Origin of the sequence: Rhizobium sp. BK399 (assembly GCF_014194695.1) — a bacterium.
Lineage (GTDB): Bacteria > Pseudomonadota > Alphaproteobacteria > Rhizobiales > Rhizobiaceae > Rhizobium.
Genome location: NZ_JACIAH010000019.1, coordinates 39,847 through 54,215 on the forward strand (window position 1 = coordinate 39,847; position 14,369 = coordinate 54,215).

The 14,369-nt window shown below is 59.4% G+C and carries 11 protein-coding genes and 3 pseudogenes; 5 read left to right on the top strand and 9 right to left on the bottom strand.

Annotation, left to right across the window (positions count from 1 at the left end):
• Positions 1 to 315: 315 nt before the first annotated feature.
• A complete protein-coding gene (locus FHT97_RS26475; RefSeq protein WP_183759005.1) occupies positions 316 to 519 on the bottom strand; it encodes a hypothetical protein in 204 nt (67 codons plus the stop codon).
• Between the two features lie 345 nt (positions 520 to 864).
• The gene (locus FHT97_RS26480) at positions 865 to 1,074 is read right to left on the bottom strand and encodes a cold-shock protein (RefSeq protein ID WP_183759007.1); all 210 of its coding nucleotides are present in this window, start codon (positions 1,072 to 1,074) and stop codon (positions 865 to 867) included.
• Positions 1,075 to 1,930: 856 nt separating this feature from the next.
• On the opposite strand from FHT97_RS26480, the pseudogene FHT97_RS26485 reads away from it, so the two are divergent.
• The 3 genes and pseudogenes from FHT97_RS26485 to FHT97_RS26495 all read left to right on the top strand — a co-directional run.
• Positions 1,931 to 2,122: pseudogene (locus FHT97_RS26485) on the top strand (transposase); the annotation flags it as partial.
• 438 nt (positions 2,123 to 2,560) lie between these two features.
• On the top strand, positions 2,561 to 2,908 hold the full coding sequence (locus tag FHT97_RS26490; RefSeq protein ID WP_183864732.1) for a GAF domain-containing protein: 348 nt from the start codon (positions 2,561 to 2,563) through the stop codon (positions 2,906 to 2,908).
• Between the two features lie 498 nt (positions 2,909 to 3,406).
• Positions 3,407 to 4,030 carry a hypothetical protein gene (locus FHT97_RS26495; RefSeq protein WP_183759011.1) on the top strand — a complete coding sequence of 208 codons (624 nt, stop codon included), beginning with the start codon at positions 3,407 to 3,409 and terminating at the stop codon, positions 4,028 to 4,030.
• A 908-nt stretch (positions 4,031 to 4,938) separates the two neighbouring features.
• Here the strand turns inward: FHT97_RS26495 and FHT97_RS26500 are convergent.
• Positions 4,939 to 6,666 carry an FAD-dependent oxidoreductase gene (locus FHT97_RS26500; RefSeq protein ID WP_183759013.1) on the bottom strand — a complete coding sequence of 576 codons (1,728 nt, stop codon included), beginning with the start codon at positions 6,664 to 6,666 and terminating at the stop codon, positions 4,939 to 4,941.
• A gap of 255 nt (positions 6,667 to 6,921) precedes the next feature.
• Between FHT97_RS26500 and FHT97_RS26505 the strand changes: the two genes are divergently transcribed.
• Positions 6,922 to 7,098: a hypothetical protein gene (locus FHT97_RS26505; RefSeq protein WP_183759015.1), complete on the top strand. Its 177-nt coding sequence runs from the start codon at positions 6,922 to 6,924 to the stop codon at positions 7,096 to 7,098.
• A 24-nt stretch (positions 7,099 to 7,122) separates the two neighbouring features.
• On the opposite strand, the gene FHT97_RS26510 is transcribed toward FHT97_RS26505, so the two are convergent.
• From FHT97_RS26510 to FHT97_RS26525, 4 genes are all read right to left on the bottom strand, one after another.
• On the bottom strand, positions 7,123 to 9,702 hold the full coding sequence (locus tag FHT97_RS26510; RefSeq protein ID WP_183759017.1) for an excinuclease ABC subunit UvrA: 2,580 nt from the start codon (positions 9,700 to 9,702) through the stop codon (positions 7,123 to 7,125).
• A gap of 191 nt (positions 9,703 to 9,893) precedes the next feature.
• Positions 9,894 to 11,114, bottom strand: a complete 1,221-nt coding sequence (locus FHT97_RS26515; protein WP_183759019.1) for a glutathione-independent formaldehyde dehydrogenase — start codon at positions 11,112 to 11,114, stop codon at positions 9,894 to 9,896.
• Between the two features lie 235 nt (positions 11,115 to 11,349).
• On the bottom strand, positions 11,350 to 12,225 hold the full coding sequence (locus tag FHT97_RS26520; RefSeq protein ID WP_183759021.1) for an aldo/keto reductase: 876 nt from the start codon (positions 12,223 to 12,225) through the stop codon (positions 11,350 to 11,352).
• A complete protein-coding gene (locus FHT97_RS26525) occupies positions 12,215 to 12,781 on the bottom strand; it encodes a type 1 glutamine amidotransferase domain-containing protein (RefSeq protein WP_183759023.1) in 567 nt (188 codons plus the stop codon). The genes FHT97_RS26520 and FHT97_RS26525 overlap by 11 nt, the downstream gene beginning before the upstream one ends.
• 694 nt (positions 12,782 to 13,475) lie before the next feature.
• Between FHT97_RS26525 and FHT97_RS31645 the strand changes: the two genes are divergently transcribed.
• Positions 13,476 to 13,724: a hypothetical protein gene (locus FHT97_RS31645; RefSeq protein WP_259131180.1), complete on the top strand. Its 249-nt coding sequence runs from the start codon at positions 13,476 to 13,478 to the stop codon at positions 13,722 to 13,724.
• 60 nt (positions 13,725 to 13,784) lie between these two features.
• Here the strand turns inward: FHT97_RS31645 and FHT97_RS26530 are convergent.
• A pseudogene (locus FHT97_RS26530) lies at positions 13,785 to 13,949 on the bottom strand (TCP-1/cpn60 chaperonin family protein); the annotation flags it as partial.
• Between the two features lie 94 nt (positions 13,950 to 14,043).
• Positions 14,044 to 14,214 (bottom strand): annotated as a pseudogene (locus FHT97_RS26535) (co-chaperone GroES); the annotation flags it as partial.
• Between the last annotated feature and the right edge of the window lie 155 nt (positions 14,215 to 14,369).

Here is a 14,369-nt window from a genome sequence, read left to right on the forward strand (position 1 = left end):
TGAGTCCTCGAATAATAGCGCGGTGTCGCGCCCTTTGGCAGTGATATTGGCGTGATGAGCGGTCTACATGCTATTTCTTGCCAATACTCGCCGCGTGGCCGCCCGTAAGCTTGGCTTGCGGGCTAGATGGCGGTGGTGCTACCGCTGCGGTTTTGTCCTTCTTCGGTTTACGGATTTCTCGGTTGCTACGCATTTGGCCTTTGGCCATTGGTTTCTCCTTTAGCGCCAGGATCAATATCGGCTGTTTTGAGCCGTTAGGTTCGGGTCGGCGTTAGTCTCGCAGCGGATTTGCTAAAGCGGAAGGAGCGTCGTGCCCTAAAGTGCCGTCCGCATGCGGGATTTTCCATCGACGCCGAAATCGGGAAATGCTCTCATTCCTGCCAAAGGCAGCTTTAGCCGAGCGTCACGGGTGACCGCGGCGTCGAGAAGCACACGAAGGGTCGCTTGTTCATGATAGCCGAACGTACTCGTCCGAACCAGGTTCTGTGATACGTATGCGGAATACTCGTTGGAAGACATCGCGTCCTCCTCTCGTTTGGGTAAGGCCGTCCACTAAGACAGCGATGCCTATGACACGGCTTCTACGTCCACCACATGCCTGCCTCGCCGTTTGGGCAGGCTATTGTCATTTCCTGCGTGCGATGCCGCTTAGGCCAGATATGGGAGCGGTCGAAACCCGGGCCCGTCTTGGCTGATGCTTCAAAGATTACGACGTTACAATACGATCCTGTCACGAGGACTAGCAAATTCGGGCGTGACGATCTCTATGGCAAAAAAAACAAAAGGCCGGGCATGAACCCGACCTCTCACAGTCATTCAGCTTTGCTGCCAGTACATCCGTGGTCAGCGGTGCAAATGACGTTATTATGCCGCCTGAAGGTTGTCCGCCGAGCTCTTGCCGGACTTGCGGTCCTGGACGACGTCGTAGGTGATCTTCTGACCATCCGATAGCGCACGCATGCCAGCACGCTCAACGGCAGACACATGCACGAAGACATCCGTGCTGCCGTTGTCAGGCTGAATGAAGCCGAAGCCTTTAGCGGAATTAAACCACTTTACAGTACCAGTGTTCATAACGATTTCCTTTCGAAGCAATCGTTGGGGTTCCCGCGATGCCTTGCGGTATAAGATCGATTATTTGAGAGGAAATCCAACGGGAGCATAAAGCTCTGGAACGACGTCACAAGCATTGGTCGATAAACAAACATATAAGCTCAATTTTTGGTTTTGCAATGCCTATCTCGAATTTGTGCTAGATCCCTGCTGAGCCTGCCGTAAACTCAATAGCACCACCGGCTCTGCTTCGGTGGCATTCGGGTCGATCGGGCATCGCGCAGAAGGTTCTCGAACGGTGCAACCTCTTGGAATCGAGGCGGCCTTTCGAGCAATGGAGGCGCAGACGCAGCGTCATGGCGATAAGCGTCAGAAACGTCGACGATCGGCCATCCACTCTTTGGCGTGGCCTTGATCAGCCTTCTGCGGCCGCGCCCAACAGCAGGCCAGCTTCAAGGGATCGCCACCCATCCGGGTCCGACGAGGTGAGGTGAGAGTAGCCACCGCAAATACTGATGTGAGCACTGCCTGCAATTAAGCAAGGTATTTACCGTGAAAGAAATAACAATATTCTGCATCGTACTGTGTTATCGTTCTGGCATTGGAAATTTTTTTCAAGGAGACGCTTCAGTGAAATCCGCTTTCCCAGGCATGACCGGACGGCAAGTGGCGTTGTTTCTAATTGAAACATGTCTCGTGACGGCCGGATTGGTCGTTATCCTCGCAGTAACGATACCCATGCTCTAGCTGTCACGCCTCAATCGACCTCATCTCACCGGAACAGCGATTGATGTTTAACCGAGATCACTGAGGACGTAATTGTCCGCCGCTTTTTGAGCATAGCTGCGAAGGGTTCCAAGCGTATCTGGAAGCTGAATTGGATGATGGATTTGTTGGTCGCGATGACGTCGTTGAGCCCCGTCGCGGTAACCGGCGTTGGCCGGATGATGTAAAGGCTCGCATTGTAGCGGAAAGCCTTGAGCGTGGTGTGCGAGCAGTGGATGTCGCGCGCCGTAACGGCGTTGTAGCAAACCAGCTTTCCGATTGGCGACGTCAAGTGCGCGACGGCTTCTGGTGCTGACGGCTGAGACCGCAATTCACGCACCTTGGCCGCATGGCGCGCAACGGGGGAATGTTCTTCGCAGACGGCACATGCGCATGGACGGTTGTCAGATTCTCCTGGCGTTCACGACGACCATTAGGCGGCAATCCCCCCTTTACTTTTTCGGCCTTGCTCGGCCGCACACAGCGGAGCTCTCGGAGGCACGACGGTGGCAAAACTCAAGGAGCCCCTCGACGGCGCGGTTGGGCAAAACATTGACGTGGCCCTACAGCGGCTAAAAAACTCCAGGAGTCTTGGTCTGGACCTATTCCCGGCTCTAGATATCGCGATCGCCATAACGGGCGCCGACATGGCACTCTGCAACGCTTTGACGAAAGTACCGACTGACTTAAACTTGTTGCCAGCCGCGGTTTCTCCAGCAAAGCCGAGAGCTTTTTCAGCATCGTGCGTCGCGACACCAACACCACTTGCGCTGCGGCGCTCACGAGGCGCATGCGTGTGTTTGTCGAAGACGTCTCGACGACTTACCTGTTTGTGGGTACTGTTGAGCTCGACATGATGAGCGCCGACGGCATTGCTGCCGTGCAATCGACCCCGCTGATCAGCAGCAATGGCCGTCTCTGGGGCGTGCTCTCGACGCACTTTCGCAAAGCGCAGGTAGAGAGCGAGTTCGATCATGCTCCGCTTGATCGGCTTGCACTCCAAATGGCGGCCCCCCTGGCTTGGCCAGTGCAACAAAAAGCCATGGCGGAAATCCGCCATAAGGATAAACCCTCGGATCCGGGAGACTGATATGAAGTCGACGCCCCAGCCCATTCCCTTTGGTGGGACCATCCGATCACCACAAGTACGATCACTGTCAGCGGTTGCGCAACGCCGGCATCGACGTCGAGAAGGTGATGAAAAGCCGGCAACTTGAAGTAGCGGTGCCAGAGGATACATATCTCTGGACCGGGCGCTTCGATAAAGATACACAGGAAGGCGGTCACCGGGTCGGCGCCCTGATCCAACCAGCACGCCGAGAGCGCACTTGCCCAGTGAAACTGGCGTCATCCCTCCGCAGCTATGTGGCAGAATTCCTTGCATTTATAACGCGCATCTATACGGTATTGCCAAGCCTAGGCTGAACTGTTGATGGAATTGCCACCGAGGCGAAGACGTCGTCACGCGGACGCATGCGCAACTGGATAATTGAGCGTTTCGTCTCTTCTGCAAACGCCAACAGGCGGCAAACGGAACGCAGATAGAAACGTATGGGCCTTATCGAAACGTACGCACGGAAGATCGGTCGTGTCACCTGAATGGATTTCCGCATGGGCCAATCTAATGACCGGCATGGCGGCCCTTCTGGCTGGCTGGGCCGGGATGCGCGGGCTCAATGCATGGAGGGCCGAAACGGTCGGCAGGCGGAAGGCTGAATTGGCGGAAGAGGTTTTGGCGGGGTTCTATCGGACCAGGGACATTCTGACATGGGCGCGATTTCCGGCGTCAGATGCCGATCAAGATGAGACTGATCGACCAGACATTGGACAGGACGATGATGAGCCCGAAAAGAGCGAGATCATCGCCCCCGTGGACCGCTTGACGAAGGAAAGCCAAGTCTTCTCCGAGCTCCGGGCCAGCCGATACCGCTTCATGGCTTACTTCGGAGAAGAGGCTGCGCGCCCGTTCGACGAGATAAGGGCAATTCACAACGAAATTGTCGATGCGGCCCGCAATTTGGTCCGCACCCATGGCCAGAAGCCAGCCGGACGAGAACAAGAACGCGATCAATGGGAGGCGGCGATCGGTTGGGGAGAAATGGAGGGAGACGCTCTGAAGAAGAGGCTTGATCTTGCAGTAAAGGCGGTCGAGCAGACCTGCCGCCCCCTAATCGAGGAACGCCATAAGGCGCGCCGCGATAGTATCTTCTGATTTTCTGTGCGCATGACTTCGTCAGTGTTATTGTGGCGCGGCCTTGATCTTTCCACTCAATCGCGCTCGACATAGGCTTTTGAAGGGTTCGTCGCGCCGTCGGCAAAACATATCTGGCCTATGTTCGATTATCCAGTTGCGCGACACACCTGCTGTCCATTCTTTGCAGATGCCGCACGTTCCGCCCTCGATTTGAAGTCGGATGTAGCGCCGCGGTGAAAGCGCCCATGCCATTTTGCGCAGTCCTGTAAACTCCCCAAGCATTCGGAAATTTTGCTGAGTTCCTGACGGCGTATCTCGACACACTCACATTCCGGAATGACAAGACGCAAAAGCATTGTCGGAATCGAAATAGCCTCCTGCTCTTACGGTATTGCTAAGCCAAGACCTACCCGCTGTGATCCAGCCGATGCGCATGTTGGCATGCAGATCGCGGTCGCGCGTCCAGTTGGGCGGTTTTCGCAAGCCCGGCCTTGCCCGATCCATAGGCATCAGCTTTCAGCATTCGAGAAATATGATCCAGGAGGAACGCGTGAGCGCCTCCATGTTCTACGAGATCGCCGTCTCCCGTGAGCCGCTTCTTCGGAGGCTTGCCGGGCAATGATAAAGAGACCCGAACCTGGGCGGTGCCGAGAGTGTGTGAACGCCAATGATCGTTGGTCGCCGCGACGGTCGCAAACTCAGCCGCTACAACATGGCTCTCGGCTGTATCCGGATGGACGGTAACGCGTTCGATAGCCGCCGCCGCTCTGGCGCTGGCATCTGCGTTCATGCCGGGCCGGCCTTCGATGCCAACACGGTTAACTCGCTTCCGTCTCGTTGAAACTCCACCAGATCGTGTTGCACGCCAAAGAAACGAGCCGGCGTTGTCTGGCGTTGATATGTCGGGCCGCGACAAGGGCGGAACATTACCGCGTTGAAGGCGGAAAGACGGTCGGGAGCTCGGCGGCGGACGGGGCGCAAACGGTGGCGCTCTTCGCCTGACCGGTGAGATAGGTATGCAACTGGGCCACGACTTCGGCTCCTTCGCCGATCGCGGCGCCGACGCGTTTGACCGAGCCGGAACGCACGTCGCCGACCGCGAAGACGCCGGGGATGCTGGATTGCAGTGAGAGCGGTTCTGCGCCGTCGATTGCGGAGGGGATCGCCTGTGGCACGCTCGCACCCGTCTGCACGAAGCCTTTGGCGTCGAGAGAAACGCAGCCGTGCAGCCACCCAGACTCCGGCTCGGCTCCAAGGAACAAAAACATATGCCGAACCTGCCTTTCCGTTTCCTCACCTGAAACGCGGTTGCGCCACCGGATGCGCTCAAGCTGTCGTTGCGGTGAACCGCAGAGCGCGATAACCTCCGTGTTCGTCAGCACCTCGATGGTGCTGGCCGCATGTATCCGGTCAATGAGATATTGGGACATGCTTTCGGACAGGCTTGCCCCACGCACAACCAGCCAGATCTTGGCGGCGTAGTCGCGCAAGAACACGGCGGCCTGCCCCGCGGAGTTGCCGCCTCCGACAAGGACGATTTCTTCGTGCCGGCAAAGCCTTGCCTCGATGGGCGAGGCCCAATACCACACGCCTCGTCCTTCGAACTCGCTTAGATTGGGGATGTCGAGCCGACGGTAGCGTGCGCCGGACGCAATCACCACGGCCGAAGCCTTGGTTAAGGCCCCGTCCGCGAATTCCAGCATCAGCGGATTTTGATCGCAGTCGAGGCGTGCGATGGCGGACGGGATCGCCATTTCGGCGCCGAATTTTTGCGCCTGTACATAGGCTCGCCCGGCGAGGTCCCGGCCAGATATGCCGGTCGGGAACCCGAGGTAGTTCTCGATGCGCGCACTCGCCCCGGCCTGCCCACCGAACGCGTGTGCGTCAAAGACCACGATCGAAAGCCCCTCGGACGCCGCGTAGACGGCGGTCGCAAGACCGGCGGGGCCAGCCCCGACGATGGCGACGTCGTACGTCCGGTCTCGACCGTCCCTCCGTACCATTCCAAGGGCGCGTGCCAGGTCTGCCTCACTAGGGTTCTTGAGAATTGTGCCCTTGGGACACACCGCCAGTGGAAGGTCGCTCGGATCCGGCGCATATTTGTCGATGAGATCAGCGGCCTCGCGATCCCTCGCAGGATCGAGCACCTGATAGGGGTAGGCGTTCCGGGCGAGGAAGCCTTGCAGCCGCACGACATCGGGAGCGTCCTCGGACCCGATCAGCGCGGGTCCGCCGGCGCCCGCCTCAATAAGGAAGATGCGGCGCAGAATCAAGGCGCGCATGATCCGGTCGCCAAGCTCGGGCTCCGCGATCATGACGCCGCGCAGGTTCTCGGCCCGAATGACAACGGCCTCGATATCGTCGACCGCGTGAACGTCGACCAGCGCCGGCCGACCGGAAAGCTGTTCCACTTCGGCGACGAAATCACCTGCAGTCTCTTCCACGATCGGAGCGAGATGTCCCAGCGGGTCGCGCCGCGTCACTTGGGCGCGACCGCTCTTGAGCAGAAACATGCCGGGGGCGATCTCTCCTGTCAGGAACAGCGGTTGGCCCTTGCTGTAACGCTGCTGGTAGCCGAACCGACAAAGCCGATCGATTTCCGCCCCCGAGAATTTTGGAAACATCCTCTCATCGCTTGGATCGACCTTCGGCATCATATATCCTCACGGGTTCATCTCACGGCCTCGATCGCGCGGCCTTGGTGCGACAAGCAGGTCGGCGAAATTATCTGCCGTGTCTATCAGCTCGTGCCCAAGTCGATACCGGGGCCCGCCGGCGCGCGTATCGGATCGTCTTCTGACGGCACCACTGAGGTTTTACTAGCGCGATGCACGCCGCAACGCATTGACGACCGTCAATTCTAGGAGACGCGCCGCAAAGGGGAACGGGACCGTTCACTGGAACGCGCGATGGATCCGGCTGAACGGCAGGTCGATTTTTCAGAGCACGTGGCCGGCAGCGACGAGTTGATGCGCTCGCACCGCCTGATCCAACGCAACTCCGCCCGCGATCGGCGCGACCATCTGCCCTGTTCGATCACCTCGTTCAGCGCCTCCAATTCGGGGGCGCCCGATTGGCCGTTCTAGGAGACGATCTCAATTCGCGCGCTGCTACTGGACCGGCTCCAGCTCGGCCGCAGGCCGGGCCGTGAACCGCGACAGATATGGTGCTGTGCGGCTTATGGACGATCCAGCGACCTCGGCTGGCGTGCCGAACGCCACTACACGGCCGCCTTCCTCGCCTGCCCCAGGGCCGATATCCATGACCCAGTCGCTGCCGGCGGCGACACGCATGTCGTGCTCCACCACGATGACGGTATTGCCAGATTCGACGAGCCCGTCAAGTTGCGCGACGAGCCTCTCAACGTCAGCCGGGTGTAGTCCTGTGGTGGGCTCGTCGAGGACGTAGAGCGTGGCGCCGCGCTGAGGCCGCTGGAGCTCGGAGGCAAGCTTGATCCGCTGTGCCTCGCCGCCGGAAAGCTCCGTGGCCGGCTGGCCAAGTCGCAAATAGCCGAGGCCAACCTGCCGCAGCACATTGAGGAATCGGCGCACTTGCGCCTCCTCGGCAAAGAAGGCGTAGGCGGCATCTACCGTCATTCCCAGAACTGCGGCGATGTTCTTTTCGCGATATTCGATGTCCAAGGTTTGCGCGTTGAAGCGAGCGCCATGACAGGTTGGACACGGTGCATAGACGCTGGGCAAGAACATCAATTCGACGAAAACAAAGCCTTCTCCCTCGCAGGTCTCGCAACGGCCCTTGGCAACATTGAAGGAAAAGCGTCCAGCGTCATAGTGACGGGCGCGCGCCGACTTCGTCGCCGCGAAAATTTTGCGAATGTGGTCGAACAGCCCCGTGTACGTCGCGAGATTGGACCGTGGTGTGCGTCCGATCGCTTTCTGGTCGACGACCACCAGGCGCTTGACGTCCTCCGCCCCGCTCGCGATCCGACCGCGCGGTGTCGTCACGGCAGTCCGCTCGAGCCCGTCGTCTTCATCATCGATCGAGGGGATGGGATGGCCGAGCTGCTTTGCAATCAATTCCACCAGGACCTGGCTCACCAAGCTCGACTTGCCCGAACCGGAAACGCCAGTCACGGTGGTAAATGCTCCCAACGGAAAATCGACATTGAGCCCATGGATGTTGTTGCAGTTGACCCCGCGCAGCCGCAACCAGCCCCTGGGTGGGCGCGGCGTTCGGTCTGACACAATAGTGTGGTCGAACAGGTAGCGGCGAGTTTGCGATTGCTCTGCCTGCTCGAACCCTTGCAGCGGACCGCTGTAGAGCACGCGGCCACCGCGGTCGCCGGCGCCCGGGCCGACGTCGACGATCCAATCCGCATGGCGGATCACATCGATCTCGTGTTCGACCACGAACAGCGAATTGCCGGAGGCTTTCAATCGATCGAGCGCCGTCATCAGCGCCTCCGTGTCCGCGGGATGCAGTCCGGCTGAGGGCTCGTCGAGCATGTAGACGACGCCGAACAGATTGGACCGCACTTGGGTTGCAAGTCGCAGGCGCTGCAGTTCGCCCGGTGACAGCGTCGGGGTGCTTCTCTCCAGTGAAAGATAGCCAAGTCCGAGGTCGAGCAGAACCGCGAGCCGGCCGCCGAGGTCCTCGGCGATCCGCTGCACTACCAACGCCTTCTCCGGATGCTGCGCCTTCAGCTTGGTCAGGGTAGCGGCGGTGGCCTCCGCATAGGGGCGCAGGAGGTCAGCGAGCCTTGCCAGTGGGATCCGCGAAATGTCGGCAATATTGAAGCCGGCGAACTTGACGGAGAGCGCTTCGCGGCGAAGCCGCTTGCCGTGACAGAGCGGGCATTCGGTGCTCACCATGTAGCGCGCCACCCGTTTCTTGATCGACGCGCTTTGAGTGGTGGCAAAGGTGTTTAACACATATCGCCTGGCGCTGGAGAAATTGCCGCGGTAACTGGGCTCCTCCTTGCGCCTGATCGCCCGTCGCGCCTCGTCCGCGTCATACCCGATGTAGACCGGGACCACCGGCTGCTCGTCGGTGTAGAGGATCCAGTCGCGGGCTTCCTTCGGCAGCTCTCGCCATGGACGATCGACGTCATAGCCCAGCGTAGTCAGCATGTCGCGCAGGTTGCCGCCATGCCAGGCGGGCGGCCAGGCGGCAATGGCGCGCTCGCGAATGCTTTTGGAATCATCCGGCACCATCGAGCCTTCGGTCGCCTCGTAGACCCGACCGAGTCCATGGCATCGGGGACAGGCTCCCGCCGGCGTGTTGGGCGAGAAAGCCTCGGAATCGAGATGTACTTGGTGTCGGGGATAATTGCCAGCGCGCGAGTAGAGCATCCGAAGGAGGTTAGAAAGCGTCGTCACGCTGCCGACGGAAGAGCGCGTGGAAGGCGAGCCGCGCTGCTGCTGCAAGGCCACGGCCGGGGGCAGGCCATCGATTTCGTCGACCTCGGGAACCGCCATCTGATGAAACAAACGCCGCGCATAAGGCGACACCGACTCGAGATAGCGCCGCTGCGCCTCCGCGTAGAGCGTACCAAAGGCCAGCGACGACTTTCCCGAGCCGGAGACGCCGGTGAACACCACAAGGGCATCGCGCGGAATGACGAGATCGATGCTCTTCAAATTGTGCTCGCGTGCTCCACGCACGCGCACGAAGCCCCGCGGAGGCTCGTTTGCCGCTTCTTGAGACCGAGGCTTGTTGGTTTCCATCATTCGCACAGACCGATTAAGGAGAGTTCATGGCATCAGGGCAACGTTTCGACGACAATGGTCGCCATCGATCCGCTCGGCGTCGCGATAGTGTGGGCTGCCCGGGGGCTTCATCGATTCGAGGCTTTGGCAGCCCACGGGCCGGGTCGCGCTATCGCGGGGCGCTCGGCGTCAATCTTCCGGCGCTCGCCAGTTCAACCGGTCGACATCAGCTTGGTCATGTTGTGCGGATCGATCACGAATTTTTTGGGCGATCCGTCATTGAAGATTTGATATGCCTCGACTGCCCGTTCTAGCGATATCACTTCGGTGTTTATAAGCGGTGTCAGGTAAGGCATCCTGTCCCACAGGATGGCCATCATCAGATCGCGGTTGTAGTGCATGACGGGACATTGACCGGCGGTGAATGTGGGCGATTTTACCCAGGCTGCGGGAAAGCCCAGGGCCATGTAGCCTTTCTTGTTGAGTTCTGTGCGAGCACCGGGATCCAAATTAGTGTAGACGCCGGGGATGCCCATGGCGCCGGCAGGCTTGGTCACTTCCATCAATGTGTTGATGACGGCTTCCTCCACGTTCTCGGAGCTGCCGTCCGGCCCATACCCGTGGCACTCGAGGCCGACACAATCGACAGACGCGTCGACCCAGCGAGAGCCCGTGCCGAGGAGTTTCTCAATCTGATCGGCGACGGGGGTGGTGCTTGACGGATCCACGACCTCGTAGCCGGCTTTTTTCACCAGATCGCGCCTCGCCTCGTTATGGTCGCCGACAATGATGCAAGACGCTCCAAGAAGCTGCGCGCTCGCAGCCGCGCAGCGACCGACCGGCCCGGCGCCGGCAATGTACACGGTGGAGCCCGTTCCAACCCGCGCCACGACACAGCCATGATACCCTGTGGGCAAAATATCGGAGAGCAGGGTGAGGTCCCTGATCTTTTCGATTGCCTGGTCCTTGTCGGGGAATTTCAGCAACTGGAAGTCCGCCCACGGTACCAGCATATATTCGGCTTGGCCGCCCTGCCAGCCGCCGAGATTGAAGCCGTAAGCGCCACAAAAGCCGAGTTCTTCGTTCGCATTGAGGCATACTTCCGTATGGCGTTCCCTGCAGTTCCGGCATGTGCCACAAGACACGTTGAAGGGCACGGAGCAGACATCGCCGACCTTGATGCGCTCGACATGCGAGCCCACCTCAACTACCTCGCCGGTGTTCTCATGCCCCATCAGCATCCCCTGCGGGGCCGCGAAGCGGCCGTTATAGATATGCAGGTCGCTGCCGCAGATGTTTGTCGTAATGATCTTGAGGATGACTGCGTGCTCGATCTTCCTACCCTGCGGGTCCTCGAGCTTCGGGTATCCTTTGTCCTGGAGTTCCATCTTGTGTGGTTCCAAGAAAGTGATCGCACGATTGCTTGCTGGCATAACTAATCTCCTTGGGGCGATGACGTGGGTTTTGCCGCTGAAGCATTTGATTGATGCCTTGCGGTGAAGCAGAATAGGCGGAGAAGGCATCGGCCAGCCTTGATAACCGTCAGTATGGATGCGACGTCCGAAGTTTGTTGACTGTTAAGTTGCCATTCGATCGTTGCGCCTTGGCCCGGAACAACTAAGAGCGACATCGGCAGGCCCTCGCTGGCCGAGCCCTCTGGTTTGACCGTCAAATCATTGGCAGCCCGCGGCGACGCGGACCACGCGGGAAGGCGGCATCGATCCGCGCGATCTCGGCCTGCGACAAATGTATACCGGACGCGCCGGCATTCTCTTCGACATGCTCGACGCTGGACGCTTTGGGGATCGCGAAGACCCAGGGCCCCCGCGTCAGAAATGCAAGCGCGACCTGGCGCGTGGTCGCATCATGCGCCTTCGCGATATCCGCGAGCAGGCGGCCGCCGGGCGTGTAATTGCCTGGAAAATCGCCGTGCCCGAACGGACTATACGCGGTGACGGCGAGACGGTGCTGCTCGCACCAGGGCAATACGGCATGTTCGATCGCGCGCTCCTGCAAATGGTAGAGCACCTGATTGCAGGCAATGCTCGATTCGCCGGCAATCTCGCATGCCTTTTCAAGATCCGGAACGTCGAAGTTGCTCACGCCATAGGAGAGTATCTTGCCCTCCTTACAGAGCGCCTCGAAAGCCGCAAACGTGTCTTCCAGCGGATACGATCCGCGCCAGTGCAGCAGGTAGCAATCCAGCCGGTCGGTCTTGAGGCGGGTGAGCGATCTCTCGCAAGCGATCTTCGTCCCCAGTCGAGTGGCGTTCTGTGGCAGCACCTTCGAGACCAGGAATACCTCATCTCGTCGGCCCGCGATGGCGTTGCCGACCAGTTCCTCGGTGGCGCCGGTGCCATACATCTCCGCGGTGTCGATGTGGTTCATTCCGAGATCGATGCCTCGTTGCAACGCGGCGATCGCGGAGGCGGGGTCGCCTTCCTCGATGTACCAGGTCCCCTGGCCGATAATGCTGACCTCGCGATGCAGCGGACCGAGCTGCCGCCTGCTGGTCCGTCCAGTGGACCTGGCATTATGCGGCATGTCGGTGCCCACCAGCTCCACTGAACAGCTTGATCGTCTCCCGGTTGAATGCCGGAAGATCATCGGGACTGCGGCTCGTGACCAACCCCTTGTCCACAACCACTTCCTGGTCCACCCAGTCTGCGCCGGCGTTCTTGATGTCGGTTTTGAGCGAGGGCCATGAAGTCATGCGTCGGCCGCGCGCCGCGCCGGTCTCGATCACGGTCCAGGGACCATGGCAGATCGCTGCAACTGGCTTTCCGGCATCGAAGAAGGCCTTCGCGAAGCCAACCGCCTTCGAGTCAATGCGAAGCGAATCCGGGTTGATAACGCCACCCGGCAGCAGCAGAGCGTCGAAATCTTCCGGCTTGGCCTGATCAAGTTCCACATCGACCGGCAACTCTATGCTCCAGTCCGTGAAATTCCACGCCCGTACGTGTTGATGTTTGGGCGATACGATCTTGGTCGTGGCGCCGGCTTCATCCAGAGCTTTGCGTGGCCCGGTGAGTTCGACCTCCTCGAAGCCGTCGGTGACCAGGATGGCCACATTGAGTCCTTTGAGGGTGTCTTCTGCCATGATCGAGTTCCTTTCTGTGTTGAGTAAGCGACCTCTTCCTGGTGTAGTGGGCGCCGTTTTGCCGGCGAAGTGGCACAAGCTCCCGCCTTTGAGAGCAAGCTGTCGGCGCTCACCGCCAGCGCTGCCCGGATGGCGGGCCCGCGAGCGCGTCAGTGGCGCCATGACGATGCAATGCCGCAGGTTGAAGGGACCAACCCACGGTTGGAACAGTACATTCGGAGCCTGAGTTGCACTGGGGATACATATATTCGTAGCTGCTTCCTCCGACCCCGCGGAAACATTAGCAGCGAAGCGATCCGCCTTAAATGACGCCCGTCAATGCGGTTCACGATTAGAGTTCGCCAATAGCTCCACCTTTGTAACGCTCATTTGCGAGGGCGTGCGTGACCGTAGCGTTGACAGCGAGCCGAGTCTCGCTGACGTGCGCGGGCGGTGCGTGCCGTCCCCCGTCCTTCAAGGCAGGGAGGTCGGTTCGAACCTCTCAAGCACTAAGGGGCAGGACCTCGGCTGAGCCGTACCGATTCGGACCATTCATTCGAGTCTTTCTCGCAACACCTAAGCGGGAACTGCAATTGTGGACCGATTTGGCTGGATTGGAGCGTTTCTATTACGGTATCCTTACGACTGCAAAGTGATTTGCACGAGCGGGACAGCTAGAGAAAAGCACGTTCGCATCTCCTAAAGCGGGATCCTGATGAACGCGGATATGATAGCCGCCTGGGCGGCGGAAAATGGATTTTATACGGTGGATTCCGGCAAATATCGTCGTCATGACAATGCAGGCGTGATCACGATCGAGATAAAGAGAATGTCATTCCTCCTCATCGATGAGAGGCAAGGATCGCGACCGCGCCTCGTATCGCGGTTGTTCAAAGACACAACCATCGCAAGCGGGAGCGGCCGCTTGCAGGGCCTTCTTGTGGACCACAATCCCAACGATTGAGTTCTGAGGTATTGACCGCAGCCAGTCACCAGGCGGCGGTCGTGGCTAACGTTGATGCGGCCCCATGTTCTCGAGCTTGTCTTCCAGCTCGATTTCCTTGGCGACCGATATGCCGTCCTTGGTGATGCGCGGGGCGTCGAACGACTTGTCTTTAATCACGTTGCGGCCCTTCGGACCGAGCGTAACCTTGACGGCGTTCGAAAGCACATCGACCCCACGCAGCATACGTTCAGGCGCGTCGGCGTGGAGTTAGACTTCTTTCGCAGCCATGTCTTCAACTCCTCAGGCGACTTTCTTTGCTCCGCGTGGGCCTCGATGATCCCATGACGTCGCTTTGCTTCATGATCAGCAGATCCTCGCCACGGATCTTGATTTTGGTGCCCGACCATTTGCCGAACAGGATTCGATCGCCGGCCTTGACGTCCAGCGCCTGGATCTGGCCCGCGTCGTTACGTTCGCTGGGGCCGACGGTGAAAACCTCGCCTTCCTGCTGGGAGACTCAGCCAAACTCACCAAACGAAACATGCCATCTTCGATTGCAACCCGCTGAACCGCCGCTCTCGTTACCCTACAGATGCATCATCGATCTTTTGCTTGCCGAGCTTTGTTCACCGCGCGATTGGCACCGCGCTTTAAGCGAACTTC

Bases quoted from the DNA above. Each gene is read 5' to 3' on its own strand.
- FHT97_RS26475 (WP_183759005.1), bottom strand. From the start codon at position 519: ATGTCTTCCAACGAGTATTCCGCATACGTATCACAGAACCTGGTTCGG.
- FHT97_RS26480 (WP_183759007.1), bottom strand. From the start codon at position 1,074: ATGAACACTGGTACTGTAAAGTGGTTTAATTCCGCTAAAGGCTTCGGC.
- FHT97_RS26500 (WP_183759013.1), bottom strand. From the start codon at position 6,666: ATGCCGAAGGTCGATCCAAGCGATGAGAGGATGTTTCCAAAATTCTCG.
- FHT97_RS26505 (WP_183759015.1), top strand. From the start codon at position 6,922: ATGGATCCGGCTGAACGGCAGGTCGATTTTTCAGAGCACGTGGCCGGC.
- FHT97_RS26510 (WP_183759017.1), bottom strand. From the start codon at position 9,702: ATGATGGAAACCAACAAGCCTCGGTCTCAAGAAGCGGCAAACGAGCCT.
- FHT97_RS26515 (WP_183759019.1), bottom strand. From the start codon at position 11,114: ATGCCAGCAAGCAATCGTGCGATCACTTTCTTGGAACCACACAAGATG.
- FHT97_RS26520 (WP_183759021.1), bottom strand. From the start codon at position 12,225: ATGCCGCATAATGCCAGGTCCACTGGACGGACCAGCAGGCGGCAGCTC.
- FHT97_RS26525 (WP_183759023.1), bottom strand. From the start codon at position 12,781: ATGGCAGAAGACACCCTCAAAGGACTCAATGTGGCCATCCTGGTCACC.
- FHT97_RS31645 (WP_259131180.1), top strand. From the start codon at position 13,476: ATGAACGCGGATATGATAGCCGCCTGGGCGGCGGAAAATGGATTTTAT.